Source organism: Pseudomonas sp. REP124 (genome assembly GCF_020164475.1).
GTDB lineage: Bacteria > Pseudomonadota > Gammaproteobacteria > Pseudomonadales > Pseudomonadaceae > Aquipseudomonas.
On the sequence record NZ_JAIQWX010000023.1, the window covers coordinates 16,208 to 38,932 of the forward strand.

General features: G+C 60.2%; 24 protein-coding genes. 15 read left to right on the forward strand and 9 right to left on the reverse strand.

Annotation, left to right across the window (positions count from 1 at the left end; genetic code table 11):
• Window positions 1-5 precede the first annotated feature (5 nt).
• From K9857_RS08250 to K9857_RS08260, 3 genes are read left to right on the forward strand one after another with little or no spacing between them, the layout of a single operon-like run.
• Window positions 6-1,424, forward strand: coding sequence for an oligosaccharide flippase family protein (locus K9857_RS08250; protein ID WP_224534716.1), 1,419 nt, complete (start codon window positions 6-8; stop codon window positions 1,422-1,424).
• Between the two features lie 40 nt (window positions 1,425-1,464).
• Complete coding sequence (gene galE, locus K9857_RS08255; protein WP_224534718.1) at window positions 1,465-2,520, forward strand: UDP-glucose 4-epimerase GalE; 1,056 nt, start codon at window positions 1,465-1,467, stop codon at window positions 2,518-2,520.
• A gap of 13 nt (window positions 2,521-2,533) precedes the next feature.
• Complete coding sequence (locus K9857_RS08260; RefSeq protein WP_224534719.1) at window positions 2,534-4,009, forward strand: family 16 glycosylhydrolase; 1,476 nt, start codon at window positions 2,534-2,536, stop codon at window positions 4,007-4,009.
• 389 nt (window positions 4,010-4,398) lie between these two features.
• Here the strand turns inward: K9857_RS08260 and K9857_RS08265 are convergent, their stop codons facing one another.
• Complete coding sequence (locus tag K9857_RS08265) at window positions 4,399-5,187, reverse strand: DeoR/GlpR family DNA-binding transcription regulator (RefSeq protein ID WP_224534721.1); 789 nt, start codon at window positions 5,185-5,187, stop codon at window positions 4,399-4,401.
• Between the two features lie 88 nt (window positions 5,188-5,275).
• On the opposite strand from K9857_RS08265, the gene K9857_RS08270 reads away from it, so the two are divergent.
• Together K9857_RS08270 and K9857_RS08275 are read left to right on the forward strand one after the other, a co-directional pair.
• Window positions 5,276-5,452, forward strand: a complete 177-nt coding sequence (locus K9857_RS08270; RefSeq protein ID WP_175380105.1) for a hypothetical protein — start codon at window positions 5,276-5,278, stop codon at window positions 5,450-5,452.
• A 49-nt stretch (window positions 5,453-5,501) separates the two neighbouring features.
• The gene (locus K9857_RS08275) at window positions 5,502-6,389 is read left to right on the forward strand and encodes a serine hydrolase domain-containing protein (protein ID WP_224534723.1); all 888 of its coding nucleotides are present in this window, start codon (window positions 5,502-5,504) and stop codon (window positions 6,387-6,389) included.
• 105 nt (window positions 6,390-6,494) lie between these two features.
• Here K9857_RS08275 and K9857_RS08280 read toward each other — a convergent pair whose 3' ends face one another.
• Both K9857_RS08280 and K9857_RS08285 read right to left on the reverse strand, forming a co-directional pair.
• Complete coding sequence (locus K9857_RS08280; protein WP_224534725.1) at window positions 6,495-7,163, reverse strand: ATPase; 669 nt, start codon at window positions 7,161-7,163, stop codon at window positions 6,495-6,497.
• A 111-nt stretch (window positions 7,164-7,274) separates the two neighbouring features.
• On the reverse strand, window positions 7,275-7,694 hold the full coding sequence (locus K9857_RS08285) for an HD domain-containing protein (protein WP_224534727.1): 420 nt from the start codon (window positions 7,692-7,694) through the stop codon (window positions 7,275-7,277).
• Between the two features lie 185 nt (window positions 7,695-7,879).
• Between K9857_RS08285 and K9857_RS08290 the strand changes: the two genes are divergently transcribed.
• Window positions 7,880-8,116, forward strand: a complete 237-nt coding sequence (locus K9857_RS08290) for a hypothetical protein (RefSeq protein ID WP_224534729.1) — start codon at window positions 7,880-7,882, stop codon at window positions 8,114-8,116.
• Between the two features lie 200 nt (window positions 8,117-8,316).
• Entirely contained in the window at window positions 8,317-9,054 is a 738-nt protein-coding gene (locus K9857_RS08295) for a hypothetical protein (protein ID WP_224534731.1), read from the forward strand.
• 35 nt (window positions 9,055-9,089) lie between these two features.
• Here the strand turns inward: K9857_RS08295 and K9857_RS08300 are convergent, their stop codons facing one another.
• Window positions 9,090-9,893, reverse strand: a complete 804-nt coding sequence (locus tag K9857_RS08300) for a hypothetical protein (protein WP_224534732.1) — start codon at window positions 9,891-9,893, stop codon at window positions 9,090-9,092.
• 1,009 nt (window positions 9,894-10,902) lie between these two features.
• Here K9857_RS08300 and K9857_RS08305 point away from each other — a divergent pair.
• Window positions 10,903-11,193 carry a fructose-bisphosphate aldolase gene (locus K9857_RS08305; protein WP_224534734.1) on the forward strand — a complete coding sequence of 97 codons (291 nt, stop codon included), beginning with the start codon at window positions 10,903-10,905 and terminating at the stop codon, window positions 11,191-11,193.
• 167 nt (window positions 11,194-11,360) lie between these two features.
• Here the strand turns inward: K9857_RS08305 and K9857_RS08310 are convergent, their stop codons facing one another.
• The 4 genes from K9857_RS08310 to K9857_RS08325 form a co-directional block, all read right to left on the reverse strand.
• A complete protein-coding gene (locus K9857_RS08310) occupies window positions 11,361-11,921 on the reverse strand; it encodes a nucleotidyltransferase family protein (RefSeq protein WP_224534736.1) in 561 nt (186 codons plus the stop codon).
• A 93-nt stretch (window positions 11,922-12,014) separates the two neighbouring features.
• Window positions 12,015-12,674: a zeta toxin family protein gene (locus tag K9857_RS08315; protein ID WP_224534738.1), complete on the reverse strand. Its 660-nt coding sequence runs from the start codon at window positions 12,672-12,674 to the stop codon at window positions 12,015-12,017.
• Window positions 12,675-12,751: 77 nt separating this feature from the next.
• Window positions 12,752-13,036, reverse strand: coding sequence for a hypothetical protein (locus tag K9857_RS08320; protein WP_224534740.1), 285 nt, complete (start codon window positions 13,034-13,036; stop codon window positions 12,752-12,754).
• 471 nt (window positions 13,037-13,507) lie between these two features.
• On the reverse strand, window positions 13,508-14,905 hold the full coding sequence (locus K9857_RS08325; RefSeq protein WP_224534742.1) for a purine-cytosine permease family protein: 1,398 nt from the start codon (window positions 14,903-14,905) through the stop codon (window positions 13,508-13,510).
• Window positions 14,906-15,228: 323 nt separating this feature from the next.
• Here K9857_RS08325 and K9857_RS08330 point away from each other — a divergent pair, with 323 nt between their 5' ends.
• The 7 genes from K9857_RS08330 to K9857_RS08360 all read left to right on the forward strand — a co-directional run bounded on the left by K9857_RS08330 (window position 15,229) and on the right by K9857_RS08360 (window position 22,250).
• Entirely contained in the window at window positions 15,229-15,714 is a 486-nt protein-coding gene (locus K9857_RS08330) for a flavin reductase family protein (protein ID WP_224534743.1), read from the forward strand.
• Between the two features lie 109 nt (window positions 15,715-15,823).
• The gene (locus K9857_RS08335; protein WP_224534745.1) at window positions 15,824-16,867 is read left to right on the forward strand and encodes an LLM class flavin-dependent oxidoreductase; all 1,044 of its coding nucleotides are present in this window, start codon (window positions 15,824-15,826) and stop codon (window positions 16,865-16,867) included.
• A gap of 76 nt (window positions 16,868-16,943) precedes the next feature.
• Window positions 16,944-17,096 carry a hypothetical protein gene (locus K9857_RS08340; RefSeq protein WP_224534747.1) on the forward strand — a complete coding sequence of 51 codons (153 nt, stop codon included), beginning with the start codon at window positions 16,944-16,946 and terminating at the stop codon, window positions 17,094-17,096.
• 132 nt (window positions 17,097-17,228) lie between these two features.
• Complete coding sequence (locus K9857_RS08345) at window positions 17,229-17,906, forward strand: cysteine hydrolase family protein (RefSeq protein WP_224534749.1); 678 nt, start codon at window positions 17,229-17,231, stop codon at window positions 17,904-17,906.
• 5 nt (window positions 17,907-17,911) lie between these two features.
• Window positions 17,912-19,273: a purine-cytosine permease family protein gene (locus tag K9857_RS08350; RefSeq protein WP_224534751.1), complete on the forward strand. Its 1,362-nt coding sequence runs from the start codon at window positions 17,912-17,914 to the stop codon at window positions 19,271-19,273.
• 275 nt (window positions 19,274-19,548) lie between these two features.
• Window positions 19,549-20,607: an alpha/beta fold hydrolase gene (locus K9857_RS08355; protein ID WP_224534753.1), complete on the forward strand. Its 1,059-nt coding sequence runs from the start codon at window positions 19,549-19,551 to the stop codon at window positions 20,605-20,607.
• Between the two features lie 236 nt (window positions 20,608-20,843).
• Window positions 20,844-22,250: an aldehyde dehydrogenase family protein gene (locus K9857_RS08360; protein WP_224534755.1), complete on the forward strand. Its 1,407-nt coding sequence runs from the start codon at window positions 20,844-20,846 to the stop codon at window positions 22,248-22,250.
• A 133-nt stretch (window positions 22,251-22,383) separates the two neighbouring features.
• On the opposite strand, the gene K9857_RS08365 is transcribed toward K9857_RS08360, so the two are convergent.
• Window positions 22,384-22,713, reverse strand: a complete 330-nt coding sequence (locus tag K9857_RS08365; RefSeq protein ID WP_224534757.1) for a hypothetical protein — start codon at window positions 22,711-22,713, stop codon at window positions 22,384-22,386.
• Between the last annotated feature and the right edge of the window lie 12 nt (window positions 22,714-22,725).

A 22,725-nucleotide genomic window follows, 5' to 3' on the forward strand; every position in this document is an offset into this window, starting at 1 on the left:
ACCCTATGGCCAATCAACGTCTCGTCACCCTGACCTGGATCTTCACCGAGAAATTCGGCCTGATCTTCCTGTCGATGATCACCTTCGTCATCTATGCCCGGCTGCTGTCGCCGGAAGAACTGGGCGTGGGCACGGTGATCATCGCCATCGTCGAGGTGATCGGCATCCTCTTCTCCTCGGTGCTGGAAGACCCGCTGGTGCGCCTCGAACGCCTCGATGAGCGGCGCATCGCCACGGCGTTCTGGGCGGCGGTGCTGGCCAGCCTTGCGTCGATCGCGATCATCAGCGGCGTGGCAGTGCTCTGGCTCGATTCTGCCAATCTGCAATGGATGACTGCCGTCGCCTCGGTGAAGATTCTGTTCACCATGATGGCGCGGGTATACGTCGCAGAGATGCGCCGCAGCAGCAACTTCAAAATGCTCGCTTCACGCACACTGCTGGGCAAGATTTTTGGCGGTGTTGCCGGCATCGCCGTCGCCTTCTGGGGATTTGGCGCCTGGGCGGTCATTGCCCAGGCGCTGGTCATGGAGTTCGTGTCGATCGTGGTGTTGATGAACGGCGACCGGCGCCGGATGCCGATGGTCATCGACGGTCCGTTTCTGCGGGATCTGCTCAAGACCGGCCTGCCGGTGGCGGTCAACACCCTGAGTTCACAGACCCTGCAGCGCGGGGTCAACGTGGTGCTGGGCATCACCGCCGGCACCCACGCCGTCGGCATGTTTAACCTGGCGATGCGCATCATCGACCTGCCGCGCACAGCGTTCTACAACGGCCTGATGAGCTACGCCCTGCCGGCGTTCGCCAGGCGCCACGCGGAACCTGCGCGACTGATCGGCTTCATCTGCGACTCGACGGCGGTCAGCGGCTTTCTGCTTACACCCATCTTCATTGGCATCGCCGTCACCGCCAGCGACATCATCCTGCTGATCTTCGGCACCAAGTGGGCGGATGCGATCCCCCTGCTGCAGGTGCTGGCCTGCACCGCCGCCATCGGCAACACCGCAATGTACGCCACCACCGCGCTGGTGGCGGTCAACCGCACGCACCTGACCCTCAAGGCGGAAGTGGGCACGACGTTGCTGGCGCTGGCGCTGGTCTATTTTCTGGGCCCGCTGTACGGCGCCATGGCCGGCGCCCTCGCCTTGCTGCTGCGGATGGTGATCGTCACGCCGCTGCAGATTCGCGGGCTGAAAACCGCCATCGGTTATGACTGGCACGCGTTTTTTGCCTCCAGCTACCGCAGTGTCACGGCCGCGCTGGTGATGACCGTGCTGGTGCTGTGGCTGATGCCGCGCTTGCAGGTGCACGGTTTTGTTCATCTGGCCTGCAGCATCGGCGTCGGCGCGCTGACCTACGCGCTCGCTTACAGCCTGCTGCACCCGCGCTGGCCCCAGGAATTCAAGTCGGTCTTCACCACCCGCTGAACCCATTTCCCCGCAATCTCTCTGTGACAGGACGCCCATCATGCGCAAAACCACGCTGATCACTGGCGGGGCCGGTTACATCGGCTCCCACACCGTACTGACCCTGATGGACGCCGGCCACTCGGTGGTGGTGCTCGACAACCTGTGCAACAGCTGTCGGGAATCGATCCACCGGCTTGAGCAACTGACCCATAGCCATGTCGATTTCATCGAGGGCGACGTGCGTGACAGCCTGCTGCTCGACGAGATTTTCGACACCTACGACATCGATGCGGTGATGCATTTCTCCAGCCTCAAATCCGTGGCCGAAAGCGTGCGCAAACCGCTGGAGTATTACGCCAACAACGTCGCCGGCACCCTAAACCTGTGCCAGGCCATGGCCCGGGCGCGGGTGTTCAAGCTGGTGTTCAGCTCGTCGGCCACCGTCTACGGCGACCCTGCACAAATCCCGATTGCCGAGGACCTGGGCACCGGCAATCCGGTCAATCCCTACGGGCGCAGCAAGCTGATGATCGAAGAGCTGCTGCAGGACCTGGCGCTGTCAGAACCGCGCTGGAGCATCGCGCTGCTGCGTTATTTCAACCCTATCGGCGCCCACGAAAGCGGGCTGATCGGCGAAGACCCTCACGGTCGGCCGAACAATCTTTTACCCTGCCTGACCCAGGTCGCCATCGGGCGGATTCCCGAACTGACCGTGTTCGGCAACGACTACCCCACGGTCGATGGCACCTGCGTGCGCGATTACATCCACGTGGTTGATCTGGCCGAAGGGCACCTGAAAGCCTTGCAGATGCTGCATTACAGCCCGGGCGTGAACATCTGGAACCTGGGCACCGGCACCGGCTACAGCGTGTTGCAGATCATCCACAGTTTCGAAGACGTGACCGGGATCAAGATCCCCTACCACTTCGCCCCGCGCCGTGCCGGGGACATCGCCCAGTGCTGGGCCGACCCCAGCAAGGCCGAACGCGATCTGGGCTGGCACGCGCAGCGCAATCTGGAACAGATGATCGCCGACACCTGGCGTTGGCAGTCGGCCAATCCCTTCGGTTATCACTCCCGCCCACCCATGCCGATAGCCATGGCTATGAAATGAATGGAGCCTGCCCATGATCAGGGAATGTCTACTGGGTCTGTTGTTGATCAGCACCGTGTTCGAAGCATCCGCCGCACCCTCGCAGCCACCCACCGAGGGCTTGGTGATGTGGCTCGACGCCGCCGATGCTTCGAACGTCAGCCGTAATGAACAGGGGCGTGTGACGCGCTGGCAGGACAAGTCCGGTCGCGGCAATGACGTCAACGCGGACAATGTCGCGGCCAGCGCGTTGCCCGCGTACGTCAGCAATGCCCTCAACGGCCACGGCGTGGTGCGCTTGAGTGGCACGGCAGCGTTCAGTGCCAATGCGCTACGAACCACGAGAGGGCCGGTCACGGTCTTTGTGGTTTCCCGGCGATTGCCCGAGCAGGCCGGCGGCAAGGCCTGGCAACGCCTGATCAGCTCGCGCCCGCAGTTGGCCGACAACGATAACGTGGCGCCGAATTTCGGCCTCAGCGTGCAACAGACCACCGCCTATGAACCCGCCCTGGCTTTCCTGGAATCCGGCGACGTGCCTATCGGCCCGCTCGCGGTCGGGCGCAATGTGGTGGGGACCTCGGAAATTCTGCGTGGCGACATCGCCGAAGTGCTGGTGTACGACCGACCGCTGGCCACTCAGGCCGAGCGTCAGGCTGTGTTCGAGTATCTGACGCAAAAGTGGAAGGTTGCCGCCCCGCAGCAAACCAATGCCTGGACCCGCATCGGCCCCCTCGGCCCGCTGCCGCAGCGGACCAACCCCAACCTGCCGCTGTCCGATCAGGCCAATGTTGGCCAGTGGCGGCCGGACCCGCGCTTCACCGACGACTTCAACGGCAACACCCTCGACCCCGAGCGCTGGCACGTCAACAACGCCACCGGCACCGATTCGCTGGGGCGCAAACCGGCGCTGTTCCTTCCCGAGAACGCCACGGTCAGTGATGGGTATCTGAACATCGTCTTCCGCAAGCAGACGTTGCCCGAGAAGTATGTGCGTCTTGGCTACAAGGACTACAGCAGCGCCATGGTGCGGACCATTGAACGTGGCGACTACGGCTACTACGAGGCGCGAGCCAAGCCGATGAACTCGGCAGGCTCAAGTGCGTTCTGGCTGGCCTGGACCGGGCTTGCGGACAACGCCACGGAGATCGACATCTTCGAAATCGGCGGCAAGACCAAAGACGCCAAATTCGACCGCATGTACAACATGAACGCCCACGTCTGGGCCACCCCGACCAGCACCGCTCACCTGGCCGAAGGCAGCACCTGGATCAGCCCGTGGCGCTTTGCCGAGGATTTTCATGTGTATGGGCTGGACTGGCAGCGCGATACCTTGCGCTGGTATGTCGATGGCGTGCTGGTGAGGGAGGCGAAGAACAGCCACTTCTTCTTTCCGATGCAGATCGTTTTTGACAGCGAGGCGATGTGGGACTGGTTTGGGGTGGTCGATGATGCGGATCTGCCGTCGACCTTTAGTGTGGATTACATCAAGGTTTGGCGGCGGGGCAACTAGCAATCGCGAGCAGGCTCGCTCCCACAGGGGGCGGGGGTGTACTGAAAATTGGGTCACAACACAAAATCACTGTGGGAGCGGGCTTGCTCGCGAAAGCGGTGTGTCAGGCACCACAGATGTCGACTGTGTCGACGCCTTCGCGAGCAAGCCCGCTCCCACATGGGGGATTGGGGTGTGCTCAAAATGGGGTCGCAACACGGAACCACTGTGGGAGCGGGCTTGCTCGCGAAAACGCAGTGTCAGGCACCACAGATGTCGACTGTGCCGACGCCTTCGCGAGCAAGCCCGCTCCCACAGGGGATGTGTGACGGGCTCAATATCCGTGGTGACCCCGATCCACTGTGGGAGCGAGCCTGCTCGCGATGAGGCCCGCACATTCAGCGCAAACATCAGGTATCGACCTGCACCACCTCAATCCCCAACGCCCGGTAATCCTCGACATTGCCCGACGCCACCTGCCGCTCGGTGATCAGCGCATGCAATCGCGTGCAAGGCGCAACCACAAACGGCTCAACCGCCCCCAGCTTGTCCGCCGTGGTCACCGCAATCACCCGGGCCGCGCTGTCGAGCATCGCCTGTTTCACCGGCACTTCATCAAAATGCAGGGAGCTGATGCCCACTTGCGGATGGATCGCGCAAACCCCGGTGAACAACAGGTCGGCTTTGATCCCTTCAAGCAAACGCAGGGTTTCATGGCCGCCGGCCGACATCGTCGCCGGATTGACCTGACCGCCCGCCAGAATCACTTTCACCCCCTTGTACTCGGACAACGTGATCGCCGTCATGGGCGATGCCGTGACCGCGGTAAAGCAAATATCCGCCGGCAACGAGCGCGCGATCTGCAAGGTCGTGGAGCCGGAGTCGAACATCACGGTCTGGCCGTTCTCCACCCAACTGGCGGCCAATTGCGCCAACCGGGCCTTCACCTCGTCGGTTTCGCTGACACGGGTGAAGTAGTCCTTGCCGGTGTCCTTGGGCCGCGGCAGTGCCCCGCCGTGCACCCGCTGCACCAGGCCGGAGGCGTCAAGTTCGGCCAGATCGCGGCGAATGGTGTCTTCGGACACGGCGAAATGCTGGCTCAACTCCGAAGCCATGACCTTGCCGTCGCGTTCGAGGATCAGGAGGATTTTCTGTCGGCGCAGATGAGGAAGCTCTGCCGGAGAATGCTGCTCGTGCATGTTTTCGCCCGTTTATGCATGAAATTGCGTGTTCGTGCGAGATTAGCCAAAGCCTTGGGCAAACACAAACCGTCCTTCGCGCAAAGGCGTGCCAGGTATCATTTCTTTCGATCTTTCAAATCAAGAAGCGGAATTTTTTATTTGCCCTGCCGCTGTTCAAAATGGCGCCATCAAAAATGTACTGGATGGAGTCGCCATGAATCTCAATTTCGCTTTCGCCTGCATGATCGTGGTCTCGTTCACCATCGCCCTGGTGCACACCTGATCGGCAAAAACCCGCTACTCTGCAGGCCCCCTTCCGGCAGAGTCGCACCATGGTTTTCGCCATTGTCAGCAACGGCACCCTTGTCACACCCGCAGAACCCGACACCTCGGTACCCTGGTGGAGCTTCGGCAAAACCGTACTCGCCGCCACCGCCCTGACCTTGGTGCGCGATGGTTTGACCGGTCTTGACGACCCTGTGGCCGAAGGGCCTTTCACTCTGCGTCAGCTGCTGCGCCATGAAGCGGGACTGGCGGATTACTCCGAACTCGCCGACTACCACAGCGCCGTCGCCCGCCACGACTACCCCTGGCCCGCCGATGACCTCCTTGAACGCCTAGATGCCCGCCGGCTGCGCTACACGCCGGGAGATGGCTGGCGTTACTCCAATGTCGGTTACCTCTACGTCACCCGCCTGATCGAGCGTGTGACCGGCCTTGCGCTGGAACAAGCCCTGACCCGACAAGTATTCAATCCCCTGCACCTATCCCGCGTACGCCTGGCCAAAACCCGCGCCGACCTGCAAGGCGTGGAGATGGGCAGCGCGCCAGACTACGACCCGGGCTGGGTCTACCACGGCCTGCTGGTCGGCCCGCTCGATGAAGCGGCCCTGTGTCTGGATCGGGTGCTGAGCGGGACCCTGCTCCCTCCTGAACTGCGACGCGAAATGCAAACCGCCCGTCCATTAGGTGGCCCGATTCCCGGGCGTCCGTGGACGACACCGGGCTATGGAATGGGTCTGATGCGAGGCGAGGAATCCAACGGCCGAACGTTAAGCGGTCACACGGGCGTTGGACCCGGCAGCGTGGTAGCGGTTTATCGCTGTGTGGGCGGGGACAAATCGGCGAGTTGCGCGGTATTTCACGCGGGCGGGAATGAAGGGGCCGTCGAGTTCGACGTGGTTGAACGCCTTTCTACATCTCTGCACCGCCCTCTGTAGGAGCGAGCATGCTCGCGATGGATGACCAGACACCGCGGGAAAACAGACAGCCCACGTCATCGTTGACGACCATCGCGAGCATGCTCGCTCCTACAGGGGCCAGTGTCAGTTGCTGGCTACGTGGTCGGCAGTGCCCGAAGTCATCAGCACTTTCAACGAGGCATCGAACTGCTTCAGCGCATTGACCTGCAACTCAGTCTGCTGGTTGATCTGCGCCGCAATCTGCGGTGCGGCCTTGCCCTTTACCCACACCGACGGCATCTGCTGCGACTGCGAGCCTTCGGCCTGGCCGATGTATTGCAGGTTGGCGTCATAGAACTTGGCCATGAACCGCGCGTCGACTTGGTTGTTTCGCTTGGACACCAGACGGCTGTAGGTGTCGAGCATCACCACCACATCAGGATGGGCCTGCACCGCCGCGTCGAGGCTGTCATAGACGGTCACCGACGCGAATTGCTTCTGCAACGAACCCATCAGCCAGTTGATCGCCCGCTTCGGATCGGAACTGTCGACGAACGCCTTGGCGATCTGCTGATTCATCTCAGGATTTTTCGCGCCGTTGACCGCCACCGCGTGGTAGTTCTGCAGGTACTCCTGGGTGCCCAGGGTATTTTCGCTGTAGAGCACCGCGACGGTTTTCGCCTTCTGCAAGCTGGTGCCACTGTCGGCGATGGGCAGGAAATGGCACGCGGGATCGGCGGCAACAGCCGGAGCGGCAATGGCAACGCTTGTGCTGAACACGGCGACAAAAGCCAACAGGGTCGAAATTTTCATCGCGCTGATTCCTTCAAAGGCGAGATCGATATGAAGCTATCTTCCTCTGATGACAGAAAAACAGAACTTGCATTGCTTAATGATAGCTATCGAGCAAATGAATGGTTGGAATCAGCGCAACATTCCGATGGCCCGCCGATACTTCTCGATACGCTCCAGATCCTCCCAACCCGGCTGCGCGATCCGCGACAGATCACTGTTCTCCTCAAGATCCGCCAGTTTCACCACCCGGCTAATCGGGTTCTGCGCCGCCCGGGCGATGAAATCCTCGTAGGCTTCCCCCGGACGCTTGGTCAGCGAATCGATGGCCGCCAGCACGGTTTCGCTGAAACCCTCCTCGCGCAGTTCGTCCAGACCGATGTCGCAGTCCTCGACCACATCGTGCAACACCGCGACGATCCGCTCTTCCAGGCTGGCGACCTTGAGCATCACCCGCAGCGCATGAAGGATGTACGGCGAGCCGCCCTTGTCGACCTGGCCCGTATGGGCGCCGGCTGCAATGGCGATGGCGTGTTCCAGTGTCTGGGTCATTTCGGTTCTCCCTGATTGATACGTTCCGGTTACATCGAGGTGTTGCGCCTGTTACCTCAGCGCCGCGCTTGTCACTTCTGCGCCGCCCGGCCGCCCCCTAGAGTATGGCCGTCGGTGTGAATGCGGGGAAACCGGTTGTCGGCCCTGATCCACGTCGATCCCTTAATCACGGAAGAGGTGAAATCATGAGTTTCGTCAAAGTGGAAAAAAACCAGGCCAGCGCCCCGTCGGAAGCGGACATGAAAAAAGCCATGACAGAAGCCGGCGGTGTTCCGGGCGAGTGCACCGGCACCAATGCCGCCCGGACCCTGACCTTCACTGGCGTGATCAGTCACACGGTGTACGAAAACAAACTGATCGAAGTCGCCAAGGGCAAACGCACCAGCTGGAATTTCGTCTGGGCCGACGCGCAGGCCGCCTGATGTGACTGCGGGGCGGCCAATGGTCGCCCCGCAGCCTTGAACCACTGATACAACCCCGTTACCCGCCTGTAACGCCGAGATACTTAGACCCCCTGCCCCTCGCGCCTAGAGTGAAGCCCTCGATGAGACGCCGGCGGCACTGCCCGCCGCTCTTCGATCGATTCATTCACATGGCAACACCACCAAGGAAGAGGACCACCATGAGCAAATCCATCGCTGTCAGCCAGACCAGCCAGCAGCTTCACAATGATGTGCAAGAAGCCGTCAAATCGATCATGGGTGCAACGCAACTGAAGTCGTCGGACTACAACAAAGTCCTGAGGTCCGCCCTGGCGGCTTCGCAGAAAACCGTCACCATCGAGATCGCCCCGGGCGATCTGACCCTGCTCAAGAAGTCCGGCTACAAGCTGTGCTTCGCCAAGAAAGTCGGCACCGCGGACTACAACGTGGTCTGGCAGTCCTACACCGCGTACCTGAGCAACAATGAATTCAGCTGGACCCCGATGTATCAGATGTTCGCGTCCAACGTGTTCAAGGAAAACGTGCAGGTCAAAGTCTCGACCAATATCGTCAACATTGGCCTGGGGCAAACCTCGACCCTCGATGAACACGGCCTGCTGAGCCCGGCGGTGACCGGTGGACCGGATGTCTCCGTGACCTTCGTCAACGATTACGCGCCGATCCATCCGGGGATCAACCAGCTGTCCACCGGCATCGATGGCAATCAGGTCAGCACGCCGATCTATGTGGCGGTGGATCAGGTGGTCACCGGCAAGACCGTGCTAACCCCCGTGGAAACCATCCTTGTGTGGTTCGAGCAGAACGTACAGACGAGCACCATGTTCAGTACCTCACGCTCGAAGGCGATCGAAATCGACCTGACGTACGAAAACACCGCCGGTCGCCTGTATGAAGACGGTAAGTGGAAAACCATATAACCAGTGCATCGGGGCAACCTTGCGGTTGCCCCTTCCTATTCATCCAACGCACCACGGGCAAAATACCCCGCCAACGACTGGCAGATCGATCCCGCCAGATCCTCCTGGGTCGCAATCCCGTACGGCTGATTGCGATCGAACTGCGCCGACCAGCGAATCCGCCCCTGCGCCACATCCACCAGGCGCAACGACGCGCGCACCCGCGCAGGCTCGACCCGCACGCTGCCTTCCAGGCAAAAGCTGTAGCGCCCGCCCCGGTCCGTTTCGGCCACTTTGGCGCTGCCGCGGGGCACGCGCATCAGCACATGGCCAGCGCCGGTTGAGGCCTGCTCGAAGGACTCGAACAGCCGGCAACTCAACTCCTCGCACAGGCCGCGGGTAAAATCATCCCCCTCACGGGTGAGGCAGGTGAAGGGCTGAATCTGCAGAATCGGTCGGCGTCCGCCAGGGCTCTTGGGCCGCAGACGTTGATAGGCCAGGCGATAACAGCCGGGCGGGATGCTCAGGCGTACCGGGTCCTGCTGGCCGTTGCTGGCGTAGTGCGCGGCGAGCTTGCGCCGCAACCGCCCCACCTGGACCCGCACCACCGGATCGTCCCCGGTGCAATACACCGCCGGATCGCGACGGAACACCGCGATGCCGATGGCGTGTTCGGTCAGTGGCGGGCTGGAGGCATGCAGGTCGTGTTCCACCAGAAAGCGCAACAGGCTGCCCATGCGTCGGGACTTGGCAAACAGCGGGCTACCCAGCAATGACGCCAGGACCCGCTCCACCTCTTGTTGATCGAGCGCGTCGGGAATGGCGTCCGCACTCGTCTGGGCAATGTGTTTGATCACCATCGCCTGCCTCCGTGCAGGTTATCGACAGAAAGGATGTCGTACTCCGTGTTTTCCCTTGCAACGAGGGCCACCGTGGGCACCGGCGCTGCAACGTCCAAGCGTAGCAGCCGTGGGAAGATCGGCAGGCGTTTGCACTGATAGCAACCTGACATCCGACGAACGTTGAAATGAGCGTTTGCTCGCGGGGTGCGAGTAATGAGCCTGCAACAGTCACTATTACCGTCCGCAGGTTTGCCCCAAATCCCTGTAGCAGCTGGCGAAGCCTGCGTTCGGCTGCGCAGCAGTCGTAAAACCTGAGTGCGAGGTTTACCTGAAACACCGCGTCAGCTGATTTCACGACTGCTGCGCAGCCGAACGCAGGCTTCGCCAGCTGCTACATGAAAGTCAGCGCATCGGGCTGCCTACTATCTGTACCGAAATGCTTTCGAAAATGACAAATTCCGGAAAAACGTAAATGCCTGCGCGATGTGTCCGTGGGATTCGCGTTCTGTCCGTGGAGGGTGTTTTTTTGCGCCTGCAAATGCCGTAGGAAATGTCCGATAGAGGTGTGAGTGCTTGTCTTCGGTGGACGGCGAAGCGGGTGTAGGTTTGGTTGGGTTATTTCCCAGGACATTCGGGCCGAAATCGCCATCCCAACAAACTCGCGACTTGCGCTTGGCCCCTGTCGCGACGCCCCGTGTAGGAACTGACGAAGGCTGCGATTCTTTGCTTTAGATCCCACAAAATCGGTCCTACATGGTCGTTTGCGGCCACAAAAACTCACATCTATATTCGGTCTCGCCAGCGACATCCGTTGGCGACACGGTTCGCAGCCATTAAGATCACCCCCTGTTCCGTCTGGCACGGCCGGCTCTCGGCCAAGCGTTGTCAATGGCGGTTGTGCACGGGAGACCTTCGGGTCAGCCGGGTATTGGTGATCTTCCCCCGGTCTGCGAACCCGTGCATAACTGCCACCCAATTTGATTCGCAGCAGAAAAGGTGGGAATTCGACTTTTATAAGGAAGATCTCATGAGTAATCAGACGCCAGAACGCTTCATCCCCATGAAACAAATCGCCACGGACTATCCCGTCCTCCTCATCGACAACCAGGCCCCCATCCGCGAACTGCACAACTGTGTCGCCGAACGCCTGAACGCCGTCCTCCACTACCTCAACCTCACGGCCTGCACCAGCCTGCCCGACTACTCCGAAAACGATATCAACACCGTCACCAACATCGCGCGGATACTGCTGCAGGATGTGCGGGACGTGTTTGCGGTCATCGAGAAGCGCGGATTCGACGTGCCGAAGGGCCAATAACGATCAGATCCCCTGTAGCAGCTGGCGAAGCCTGCGTCCGGCTGCGCAGCAGTCGTAAAACCTGAGTGCGAGTTTTACCTGAAACACCGCGCCGGCTGATTTTGCGACTGCTTCGCAGCCGGACGCAGGCTTCGCCAGCTGCTACAGGGGTTTCGTGAAAGTGCCGATCACGGTGCCAGAATCTCAAGCCAGGGCCAGCGAGCCTGATAACTCCTGGCCTTCTGCTCGAACAAATCCGGCTGCGGGTTTTTCGGGTTGATCCGTAATATCCCCTGTTCGGTATCTTCCAGGCCGTTAGGCGCATAGACCTCGCCCGTTTCAACATCCAACCCGATGCAAGTCCCGGCCACCAGATAGCGATCCACCCCATCCCGGGATGATTGAAGCGCCGGATACGCCTTGCCGAAACGCTCGCCATACCAAAGGTGCACCCGCGCCTGATTCTTGAATTCGACATTGACGCCCAGGTCCTGGAACAGGGCTTGAGCCGACTGAATCACCTCGTTCTCGGCCTCCCAGGACAGGTCCGTGTCGAAGTAGAAAACGTCGTAATCCTTGATACCCCAGTCCGCCGGCTGATTCGCCTGATGATTCCATACGGCCTGGAACAGGCAGCCGGCGGTGAGCATGCATTGATTGAGGTGAAGCGAAGGCAGGCGGGAGAGGATTTGGACGTTGATCGGGTTGGTCATGGCGATGCTGACCAGTTTTTCGGCGGTCAATGTCATGTTCGTTCCTTGAAAGGCATTGATTTTCGCAACAATCAGGGGGTGAGCAAATCGAGCTATTAATGATCGCTGCTGTTTAGCCGACCCTGACCATCATGTGAGCTTATCCACTACGTATTTCATGAACCAAGCCGGCTGGGTATCCGACATGATCGCAATGTCCTCGCCCTCTGTTATTTCCGCAATTTGGGCGAAACTCGAGGAACCATCTTCCGAGTTGTCGAAGACGTAGGCACGGTTGGACACAAGAATGGCGTCAGACAGATTCTCCAGTGATCGCTTGTAGCGCGAGCGAATCTTGTCGGGTGGTACATCGTGGCCACCTGTCGAGGCGCGGTAAGCCACCCGGGCCACATTTATTTCAGCATCCGCCGTCGCGACGTAGTACACGTACACCCGATAGCCAGCCAAACGAGCCTGCCGTAGCAACTCAATCTTGCTGACGTCCGACATGACTGTTTCAAAGGTGAAGCTGGCAAGCTCATTTATCAGAGAGACGCGAACATAATCTGAAAGCACAGAAGCGATGTACGAATCGATCTGTCGTGATGGAAATACAAGAAGGCTGCCCTCGACGATCAAACCATCGATCTTGGCCAAGGAATCAGGGAACTTAGAGAGAAATTTACTGGAACGTAGAAAGGCGATCGCGCCGTCGGCGTATGTCTGTAGTTTGAACTGAGTAAAATCGAATTTGCCCGTCTCACGAATTCCCAGTTCGATGGCATCAGGGTTCACGTAGTTAACGAGCAAGTGGGCGGGGACTTTTGAGTTGAACGTGCTTTTTCCGCTGCCATTGGGCCCAGCGAAGATCCTGACCCTTGGTGTGCTCAAACCTGAACCAGCGAAGCAAATTCCCTGTTGAGGTTTTTCTTCACTTTCAGTCGAGTGCCGGACTTGATGGTGCCATAGGTCTCAACCGATCGGAGCACCACGGACTCGGTACTGGAGACTTTCACCAACTGACCCGCACGAACCACAAGTACGGATTCGCCTTTGGACAGCGCGACGTTGAAAGCATCGCGAAACGCTTTGGCTGCGATCGACGGGATCATGGATTCCTGAGCCACGATTTGTGCTTCAGTCTTCTGTGGTTTCTCTTTTTTACGAGACATTTCCGGCTCCAATTTGCTCCTGGTGCATGCAGCCAATAATTAACATACATCCCAAGAAGCGTCGAGCGAGCTCTGCCGCTCTAGACACATACTCACATGAATCGCTCTTGGATCTGATGCGGGGTAGCTTCGCTGTAGGGTTGGTTCTCTCGAGTGAAACAACACTGCGATCTTGTGATTTTTAGGGGCAAGATCAAAAGATCGCAGACTTCGGCCGCTCCACAGCGGACTGCATCCACCCGCAAATCCAGGTCGTCTGTCAGGACGCTTTCGCGAGCAAGCCCGCTCCCACAGGTTCTGTGGCCTGGCACAAATTTCGCGGACCACCTCAAATCACTGTAGGAGCTAGCTTGCCGCGATGGTGGTCAACGATGACGCGGGTTACCTGAATGCCCGCGGTGTCTGGGCGTTCATCGCGAGCAGGCTCGCTCCCACAAGTTCAGCGGATGTATGCAAAATCAGCAAACACTCTCATTCCGCATAACCAAACCTCACCGCCCGGCTCTGCCCCCGCGTCGCCAGGCAGTAATACAACGGACACGTCACCACCAATCCCACCAGCCACGACAGATCCGCACCCTCCACCAGATTGGCATACGGCCCGACATACAACGACGTGCTGGCAAACGGCAGCTGCACAATGATGCCTATGAAATACGCCACAATCGCATGCACATTAAACCGCCCATAAATCCCGCCATCGGCGCGGAAGATCGAGGCGATGTCATAGCAGCCACGCTTGATCACATAGAAGTCGATCAGGTTGATCGAAGCCCACGGCACCAGCACCAGCAACAGCGCCAGAATCAGCCCGATGAACTGCGAAATGAAGTCCGCCGACGCACCCAGCGCCACCACGCAGCAACCCACCAGCACCACCGTCGACAACACCACACGCACCTTGATGCTCGGCGTCCACTGACCGGCAAACGTCTGGATCGAAGTGATGATCGACAGCACCGCGCCATACAGATTCAGGGCGTTGTGGCTGATGATGTTGAGCAGGAACAGCACCATCAGAATCGGCCCCAGCCAACCGGTGGACTGCTTGACCGCCGCCATCGCTTCAGTGCCTTCAGGAGTCGCCAGCACGGCTACCGCACCGAAGGTGAACGACAGAATCGTGCCCAGGGTCGCGCCCAGATACGTGGCGAAAAACGGACGGCTGATGCCGATATCCGCCGGCAGGTAGCGCGAATAGTCCGACACGTACGGCGAGAAGCTGATCTGCCAGATGATCCCCAGCGATACCGTCGCCAGCCAGCCGGACAGGTTGAAGCCGCCGCGGGTGAAGAAGTCCGCCGGCAGGTCATGGGCAAAGATGTAGAGGAAGCCGGCGAGCAGCGCGCTGCCCATGACCCAGGTGCCGATACGGTTCAGGGTATGGATGAAGCGGTAGCCGATCACCCCGATCGCCGTGGCGCTTAGCGCACCGATCAGAATGCTGGCCGGCACCGGTACCGAAGGCACGATGCCGACGATCGACTTGCCCGCGAGCACGATGTTGGAAATGAAGAAGCCGATGTAGATCAACGCGGCAAAGAACACGATCAGCAGCGCGCCGTAACGCCCGAACTGACCCCGGCTCTGGACCATTTGCGGGATGCCCATGCGTGGCCCCTGGGCCGAGGCGAGCGCAATCACCAGGCCACCGACCATATGCCCCAGGGCAATCGCCAGCAGACCCCAGAACAGATTGAGGTGGAACACCTGAACCACCATCGCGCCGGTCACGATCGGCAGCGGCGCAATGTTGGTGCTGAACCATAGAGTGAAGAGATCGCGGGCCTTCCCATGGCGCTCTGCGAGAGGAACGTAGTCGACCGTGTGGTTCTCGATCAACGGATCTTGCCGGGACATCTGGGACATAGGGTATGAACTCGAGTTTGTCTGTTCTTATCTTTGTAAAAGCCAAACCGGGGACGCTCTTTAGCGCCCCTCAGATGAGGACCATATTATGGTATTCCAACATTTTCACAAGACTGATCCGGTCCTGAAAATCGCATCTGATCCGCTTTCCTGCGGTATATCGACGCACTCCCCTACGCGCAAAGCCCCGTATTCATTGAGCCGAAGAGGCGTCATGCGCGTTTGTCGGCACGCAATGAAAGTCCTTGCAAACTTGGTATTACGGTATACCATCAGACCTACAAACACATAAAAACCGCGTCACACCACCCGAGGAACGTCCAATGATCGATGCCGCCGTCTACAAACAAGTCATGGGCTCGTTCCCGTCCGGCGTGACCGTTATCACCACCCTCGATGACGACGGGCAGATCGTCGGCCTGACCGCCAGCGCCTTCAGCTCGCTGTCCATGGACCCTGCCCTGGTGCTGTTCTGCCCCAACTACAGCTCCGACTCCTATCCTGTGTTGATCAAGAACAAGCGCTTCGCCATTCATTTCCTGTCCGGCGGCCAGCAAAGCGAAGCCTATGCGTTCGCCCGCAAAGGCAAGGACAAGGCCCAAGGCATCGAGTGGACCCTGAGCGAACTGGGCAACCCGATCCTGGCCAACGCCACGGCGGTCATTGAATGCGAGCTGTGGCGCGAATATGAAGGCGGCGACCACGCGATCATGGTCGGCGCGGTGAAGAACCTGATCGTGCCTTCGCACGACGCCGGCCCGCTGGTGTATTGCCACGGGAAGATGGGGGCGTTGCCTGTTCTGGCCTGAGCCACCTCCCACAAGTTAAAAGAATTTGCAGTCATTTCGTATTATGGTATACCAATAACCATCAGCCCCGCAGTCGACGGGTCGACCACAAGAGATTCGAGGTAGCGTCATGAAATTTTCCCTGTTCGTACACATGGAACGTTGGGACGAAAGCGTCAGCCACCGTCAGTTGTTCGAAGACCTGACCGAACTGACCCTGATGGCCGAAGCCGGTGGTTTCAACACCGTATGGATCGGCGAACACCACGCCATGGAATACACCATCTCGCCAAGCCCGATGCCGCTGCTGGCGTACCTCGCCGCCAAGACCACCACCATTCACCTGGGCGCCGGCACCATCATCGCGCCGTTCTGGCACCCGCTGCGGGTCGCCGGTGAATGCGCCCTGCTCGACGTGATCAGCAACGGTCGCATGGAAGTCGGCCTGGCGCGTGGCGCTTACCAGGTGGAATTCGATCGCATGGCCGGCGGCATGCCAGCTTCCAGCGGCGGCCAGGCCCTGCGGGAAATGGTTCCGGTGGTGCGTGCCCTGTGGAAAGGCGACTACGCCCACGACGGCGACATCTGGAAATTCCCTACCTCCACCAGCGTGCCCAAGCCGATCCAGCAGCCGAACCCACCGATGTGGATCGCCGCCCGCGACCCGGACTCGCACAACTTCGCCGTGGCCAACGGCTGCAACGTCATGGTCACGCCGCTGATGAAAGGCGACGAAGAAGTTCTCGACCTGAAGAACAAATTCCAGGCCGCACTGGACAACAACCCGGACGTGCCGCGCCCGCAACTGATGGTGCTGCGTCACACCCACGTGCACACCGCAGACGACCCGGAAGGCTGGAAGGTCGGCGCCACGGCCATCTCGAAGTTCTACCGCACCTTCGACGCCTGGTTCGGCAACAAGCAGACCCCGGTCAACGGCTTCCTGGCGCCAAGCCCGGAAGAGAAATTCGCCGGCCGTCCGGAGTTCGAACTGGAAAGCCTGCACAAGACCGCCATGATCGGCACCCCGGAAGAAATCATTCCGCGCATCAAGTACTACCAGGAACTGGGCGTCGACGAATTCAGCTTCTGGTGCGACAACAGCCTGCCCCACGCGGAAAAGAAAAAGTCGCTGGAGCTGTTCATCAAGCATGTGGTGCCAGCGTTTCGCTGATTACCACCCTGCCCCGCGGATGCGAAGCCGCGGGGCGTGACTGACGTGCAGGGTCGATTTCCATGAGCATTGCTTCATGAACCATGGTCATCTTCAATCGCTCGCCCTTCCCTCCGGCGCCGCGCAGGCTTATCTGCGCGGTGAATGGACCGCTTCGCACCTGCATTTCAAGCGCCTGCGCGCCAGCGTCACTGCCAAGCAGAACGGCTTCTGGCAAATAGTTCACTGAGCAATCCCGAATACGAATCCACGTACCCAGACATCGGGCGTCAACCCCGTGCCTTGGGTGCATCGTGCTACGTCCGGCTCCTGCCGGGCTGGCAGGACGCAACCGCGTCCGGCTCATGATCAGGTTTGCCCCATGAACAATAAAAACGCACTGTTGATCATCGACATGCAACAAGAGGACGGTTTCGTCCTCGAACACTTCGACACGGTGGTCGCCAACACCGCCATCCTTCTGGAATCTGCCCGCCACCAACAGATCCCCGTCATCTTTACCCGCCATCTCAACAGGGCCGACGGTCTAGACCTGCCGCTCGGCGAACCCCTTGACGCCGATGGCGGCCCAAGCAGTTATCGCGCCGATACCCGGCAGATCGAAATCATCGAATCACTCGCCCCACAGGCCGATGACACGGTAATCGACAAAGGCCGCTACAGCGCCTTCCACCGCACCGATCTGGACAGTCGGCTCAAGACCCAAAACATCGACACGCTCACCATCGGCGGCGTGCTGACCGATGTCTGCGTATTGAGTACGGTGTTCGATGCCTTTGCGCTGGGCTATCGCATTCGTCTGGTCAGCGACGCCTGCACCACGACCACCCTGGCCGCGCATTACTCGGCGCTGTTGATCATGGCCAATTGGGTCTATTCGCTGGAAATGCTCACCACTAGCCAATGTCTTCGAGCCTTTGCCCAGCGCGATTACCTGAGCCTGAATCCCGACCAGCCGGACATGTTCGCCCACCAGCCCCACGAGCTGGAAAGCACCATCGCCCGTCTGCAAGCCAACCTCGTCCAGGTTCAGGAGTGATCGCCATGCAAGTCGAGAAAAGAAGCATCGATTTCATCCCGGAAACCGAACGTCACGGCCGTCCGGGTTCGCTGTTCTTCATCTGGTTCGGCGCCAACATGAACATCACCACCATCGCCTCCGGCGTGTTGCCGGTGGTGATGGGGCTTAACCTGTTCTGGAGCGCTCTGGCCATTCTGATCGGTTCCCTGGTGGGAGCGATTTTCATGGCATCCCATTCCGCCCAGGGACCGAAACTGGGCATCCCGCAGATGATCCAGAGTCGCGCTCAGTTCGGCGTGATCGGCGCGGTGTTGCCCTTGCTGTTCGTGATGCTGATTTACCTGGGATTCTTCGTCAGCAACACCCTGCTCGCCGCCCAGGCGCTGGAGTCGGTCAGCCCGCTGCCGGCCACCGGCAATGTCTACCTGATCGGCGCCTTGTGCTTCGTGGTTGCGCTGTATGGCTACCGGCTGATCCATCGCTTGCAGAAGTTGCTGTCGATCCTCTCGCTGCTGGTGTTTGCCGCCGCCACAATCCTCGCGTTGCAGCTACCGATCCCGGCCGAACAGTGGCTGCCGACCGGTTTTTCGCTGTCGAAGTTCCTGGTGGCGGTGAGCATTGCCGTGACCTGGCAACTGTCCTACGCCCCCTATGTCGCCGACTATTCGCGTTACCTGCCCGGCAACACTTCCACCGCTCGGGTGTTCTGGTTCAGCTACGCCGGCACCGTCAGCGGCGGTGCCTGGATGATGATTCTCGGGGCGATCCTCAGCGTCGGCATCAGCGATTTCTCAAGCAACGTCGGCGGCCATGTCGCCGGCCTGTTCGGCAGTGGCGCGCTGTTGCTGTTCGCCTTCATCGTTTATGGCCAGGTGTCGATCAACGTGTTCAACCTGTACGGCGCCTTCATGTCGACCGTGACCGTGATCGAGCCTTTCGCCCGACTCAAGGTCACGCCTCGGGTGCGCTGCGTGTTTATGCTGCTGATCAGTCTGCTGGCGACGGCGCTGTGCACCATCAGCCAGGATGATTTCATCAGCTTCTTCCTCAACTTCATTTTCTTCATGAGCTACTTCCTGATCCCCTGGACGGCAATCAACCTGGTGGACTACTACTGCCTGCGCAAAGGCCAGTACCGGATCGATGACATTTTCGATCCCGACGGTGTGTACGGGCGGGTCAACTGGATCGCCTGTGGCAGCTTCGTGCTGGCGATTGCCCTGGAAGTGCCGTTCATGAACACCACGCTGTATGTCGGTCCCGTTGCTACGGCGCTGGATGGCGTGGACCTGGCGTGGCTGGTGGGGTTGCTGGTGCCTGCGGTGAGTTATTACGGGTTGATGAAGCGGGCGATTGGCAAGCCGGTTTTGACCAGCACGTCATAACACTACCCACCTGTAGGAGCCGAGCTGCTCGCGATGGACGTCAACGATGACGCGGGCCGTCTGATTCCCCGCGTTGTCCTGTCGTGCATCGCGAGCAAGCTCGGCTCCTACAGGGTTCAGCGTCGAGAAGCTTTGTATCGCAATGTATCTACACTTCCCCGCGATACAAAACGCTTCACCCGCGCGCTTTTCTGAAATAGCCCGGATACCTCCCTGCCCTTAAATGTGAACCACGGCCTTCACCGCCTGGCCACCACTGAAAAAGGAGCTCCACCATGAACGTGCATTTTTCGAAATCCAACGCCGATAAAAATCGCCGCCATCTGGTGGGTTCCACTGTTCTTGCCCTGACCCTGGGCGTCCTGGGCGCCATCAATGCCCAGGCGAGCACCACGCCAACCACCGCGCCTGCCGCCGCTTCCGTCAACGCCGATACCCCGTTCGGCCCGCTCAAGCACATCAAGGCCGGCCTGCTGGACGTGGCCTACGCCGAAACCGGCCCCGCCAATGGCCCGGTGGTGATCCTGCTGCACGGCTGGCCGTACGACATTCACAGCTACGACGAAGTCGCCCCGCTGCTCGCCGCCAAGGGTTATCGAGTGCTGATGCCTTACGCCCGGGGTTATGGCGATACCAAATTCCTGTCCGACAAAACCCTGCGCAACGGCCAGCCTGCTGCACTGGCCAGCGACGTGATCGACTTCATGGATGCGCTGAAAATCAAACAGGCGGTGCTCGGTGGCTACGACTGGGGCGCTCGCTCGGCGGATATCGTCTCGGCGCTGTGGCCGGAGCGGGTCAAGGCGCTGGTGTCGGTCAGCGGTTACCTGATCGGCAATCAGGCCGCCGGCAAGAACCCGCTGCCGCCCAAGGCTGAACTGCAGTGGTGGTACCAGTTCTACTTCGCCACCGACCGCGGCCGCGACGGCTACCAGAAAAACACCCACGACTTCGCCAAGTTGATCTGGCAGTTGGCTTCGCCACAGTGGAAGTTCGATGACGCCACCTACGACCGCAGCGCCGCCGCCCTGAACAACCCGGATCACGTCGCCATCACGGTCTACAACTACCGCTGGCGCCTGGGCCTGGAAACCGGCGAAAGCAAGTACGACGCCCTGGAGAAGAAGCTGGCCAAGGCCCCGTCCATCAGCGTGCCGACCATCACCATGGAAGGCGACGCCAACGGCGCGCCGCACCCGAAAGCCGAGGACTATCGCCAGCGCTTCACCGGCAAATACGAGTACCGGCTGATCTCCGGCGGCATCGGCCACAACCTGCCGCAGGAAGACCCGCAGGCCTTTGCCAAGGCGATCATTGACGCTGATCACCTGTAAGGTCGAGAGGCAAGAAGATCTTCTGGAAAAATGAACGGGTGTTTCTTAAATATTCAGTTTTCGAAACACCCGCCCAGGGATAACTTGATCGCAAGTCCGGCAAGCGCCGTTGGCCGGTTAAAAGATCGCAGCCTGCGGCAGCTCCTACACTTTATCGGTGCACTGGAGCTGCCGCAGGCTGCGATCTATTTTCGCCAATCCTGCCCATTGATTTCTTGCGATCCGAGGTAAGTCCCATGTCTGAACAAAACCTGGCTGTGCACGCGCCCTACAACGGCGCCCTACTCGGTCATGTCGTCGCGGCCAGCGCGGCCGATGTCGAGCAGGCGCTGAGCGTCGCCCACGGCCTGTATCGCGATCGCAGCCAATGGCTGAGCAAGCCTCGGCGCATCGAAATCCTGCACCGTGCGGCCCAGTTGATCACCGAACGCAAGGTCGAGATCGCCACCCAGGCGGCCAGCGAGGGCGGCAAGCCGTTGAAGGATTCTTTGGCTGAAGTGGAGCGCGGTATCGACGGCATCCTCAACAGCATCGAAGTGCTGCGTACCGAGGGTGGTCATGTGATTCCGATGGGCGTGAACGCCGCGTCGGCCAACCGTGTGGCCTTCACCCAATTCGAGCCGATTGGCGTGGTGGCGGCTGTTTCAGCTTTCAACCACCCGTTCAACCTGATCGTGCACCAAGTGATCCCGGCCATCGCCGTCGGCGCGCCGGTGATCGTCAAGCCGGCGGGCAACACCCCGCTGAGCTGCCGCACCCTGATCGATATCCTGACCGAAGCCGGCCTGCCGCAAGGCTGGGCGCAGATGCTGCTGCCGGCGGACAACACCATCACCGGCAAGCTGGTGTCCGACCCCCGGGTAGGTTTCTTCAGCTTCATCGGTTCGGCGAAAGTCGGCTGGATGCTGCGTTCGACCCTGGCGCCGGGTGCCCGTTGCGCACTGGAACACGGCGGTGTGGCGCCGGTGATGCTGGCGGCCGATGCCGATCTGGACGACTCACTGCCGCGCATCGCTCGTGGCGCTTTCTTCCATGCTGGCCAGGTTTGCGTCAGCGTGCAGCGAGTGTTCTGTCACAGCAGCATTGCCGAGCAGGTGGCCGAGCGCCTGGGCCAACTGGGCGATGCCATGGTAGTCGGCGATCCGACCGATGCCCGAACCGATGTCGGCCCGCTGATCACCGAGCGTGAAGTCGCTCGCGTCAGCCAGTGGGTGGACGAAGCCGTCGCTGGCGGCGCGCGCCTGATCTCCGGTGGTCGTGCGCTGGGCAACAACTGCTACGCGCCGACCGTGCTGCTCAACCCGTCCATCGACTCCAGCGTGATGCAGAAGGAAGTGTTCGGCCCGGTGGTCGCGGTGTATGCCTACGACGATCTGTCTGAAGCGATCGGGCTGGCCAACTCGCTGCCCGACTCCTTCCAGGCCGCGGTCTTCACCCAGAACCTGGACACCGCCATGCAGTGTTACCAGGAACTGGACGCCACCGCCGTGATGATCAACGAAAGCACCACCTTCCGCGTCGACTGGATGCCCTTCGCCGGCGCCCGCCAGTCCGGCCACGGCGTGGGCGGCATCCCTCACACCATGAAGGAAATGCAGACCGAGAAAATGATGGTCTGGCGCTCCAGGGCCGTGCGCGGCTGATCAGCGGTCCACCCTTCAATGGGTGGACAACACAAAACCTGTAGGAGCGAGGCTTGCCCGCGAAGGCGTCAGGTCAGTCAATATTTGCTTTGACTGATACACCGCAATCGCGAGCAAGCGCACTCTCGCAAATTCAGACCAGCCCCCGGCTACCCGCATACGCCACCACCACCTGATTCAACGCAGCACTCAACTGGCGCTCATCCGCGGTTTCCAGTGCCGCCTCCAGGCTGTCCATGTACCCCAGCAACTGCGCCTTGACGTGTTGCGCGAACTCGGGGCTGACTTCCTGATCCTCGTAAAACAGCACATACGCACGACAGAACTCGCCGATCACGAAACACATTGCCGCGTGTTCGGGGATGCTGCGGATGATCTGCTCGCACTGCACCCGCACGCGTTTGAAGGCGTCGGTGCCGGGCAATGCCTGACGAAACTCCTGGACTGCGGTTGTGAAATTCATGGCGTACTCCTC

Excerpts from the sequence above, each read along its gene's own strand:
- K9857_RS08305 (WP_224534734.1), top strand. The coding sequence starts at position 10,903 with ATGAGTAATCAGACGCCAGAACGCTTCATCCCCATGAAACAAATCGCC.
- K9857_RS08300 (WP_224534732.1), bottom strand. The coding sequence starts at position 9,893 with ATGGTGATCAAACACATTGCCCAGACGAGTGCGGACGCCATTCCCGAC.
- K9857_RS08325 (WP_224534742.1), bottom strand. The coding sequence starts at position 14,905 with ATGTCCCAGATGTCCCGGCAAGATCCGTTGATCGAGAACCACACGGTC.
- K9857_RS08340 (WP_224534747.1), top strand. The coding sequence starts at position 16,944 with ATGAACCATGGTCATCTTCAATCGCTCGCCCTTCCCTCCGGCGCCGCG.
- galE (WP_224534718.1), top strand. The coding sequence starts at position 1,465 with ATGCGCAAAACCACGCTGATCACTGGCGGGGCCGGTTACATCGGCTCC.
- K9857_RS08295 (WP_224534731.1), top strand. The coding sequence starts at position 8,317 with ATGAGCAAATCCATCGCTGTCAGCCAGACCAGCCAGCAGCTTCACAAT.
- K9857_RS08250 (WP_224534716.1), top strand. The coding sequence starts at position 6 with ATGGCCAATCAACGTCTCGTCACCCTGACCTGGATCTTCACCGAGAAA.
- K9857_RS08275 (WP_224534723.1), top strand. The coding sequence starts at position 5,502 with ATGGTTTTCGCCATTGTCAGCAACGGCACCCTTGTCACACCCGCAGAA.
- K9857_RS08280 (WP_224534725.1), bottom strand. The coding sequence starts at position 7,163 with ATGAAAATTTCGACCCTGTTGGCTTTTGTCGCCGTGTTCAGCACAAGC.
- K9857_RS08335 (WP_224534745.1), top strand. The coding sequence starts at position 15,824 with ATGAAATTTTCCCTGTTCGTACACATGGAACGTTGGGACGAAAGCGTC.
- K9857_RS08365 (WP_224534757.1), bottom strand. The coding sequence starts at position 22,713 with ATGAATTTCACAACCGCAGTCCAGGAGTTTCGTCAGGCATTGCCCGGC.
- K9857_RS08260 (WP_224534719.1), top strand. The coding sequence starts at position 2,534 with ATGATCAGGGAATGTCTACTGGGTCTGTTGTTGATCAGCACCGTGTTC.
- K9857_RS08355 (WP_224534753.1), top strand. The coding sequence starts at position 19,549 with ATGAACGTGCATTTTTCGAAATCCAACGCCGATAAAAATCGCCGCCAT.
- K9857_RS08330 (WP_224534743.1), top strand. The coding sequence starts at position 15,229 with ATGATCGATGCCGCCGTCTACAAACAAGTCATGGGCTCGTTCCCGTCC.
- K9857_RS08320 (WP_224534740.1), bottom strand. The coding sequence starts at position 13,036 with ATGTCTCGTAAAAAAGAGAAACCACAGAAGACTGAAGCACAAATCGTG.
- K9857_RS08350 (WP_224534751.1), top strand. The coding sequence starts at position 17,912 with ATGCAAGTCGAGAAAAGAAGCATCGATTTCATCCCGGAAACCGAACGT.
- K9857_RS08360 (WP_224534755.1), top strand. The coding sequence starts at position 20,844 with ATGTCTGAACAAAACCTGGCTGTGCACGCGCCCTACAACGGCGCCCTA.
- K9857_RS08290 (WP_224534729.1), top strand. The coding sequence starts at position 7,880 with ATGAGTTTCGTCAAAGTGGAAAAAAACCAGGCCAGCGCCCCGTCGGAA.
- K9857_RS08310 (WP_224534736.1), bottom strand. The coding sequence starts at position 11,921 with ATGACATTGACCGCCGAAAAACTGGTCAGCATCGCCATGACCAACCCG.
- K9857_RS08345 (WP_224534749.1), top strand. The coding sequence starts at position 17,229 with ATGAACAATAAAAACGCACTGTTGATCATCGACATGCAACAAGAGGAC.
- K9857_RS08265 (WP_224534721.1), bottom strand. The coding sequence starts at position 5,187 with ATGCACGAGCAGCATTCTCCGGCAGAGCTTCCTCATCTGCGCCGACAG.
- K9857_RS08285 (WP_224534727.1), bottom strand. The coding sequence starts at position 7,694 with ATGACCCAGACACTGGAACACGCCATCGCCATTGCAGCCGGCGCCCAT.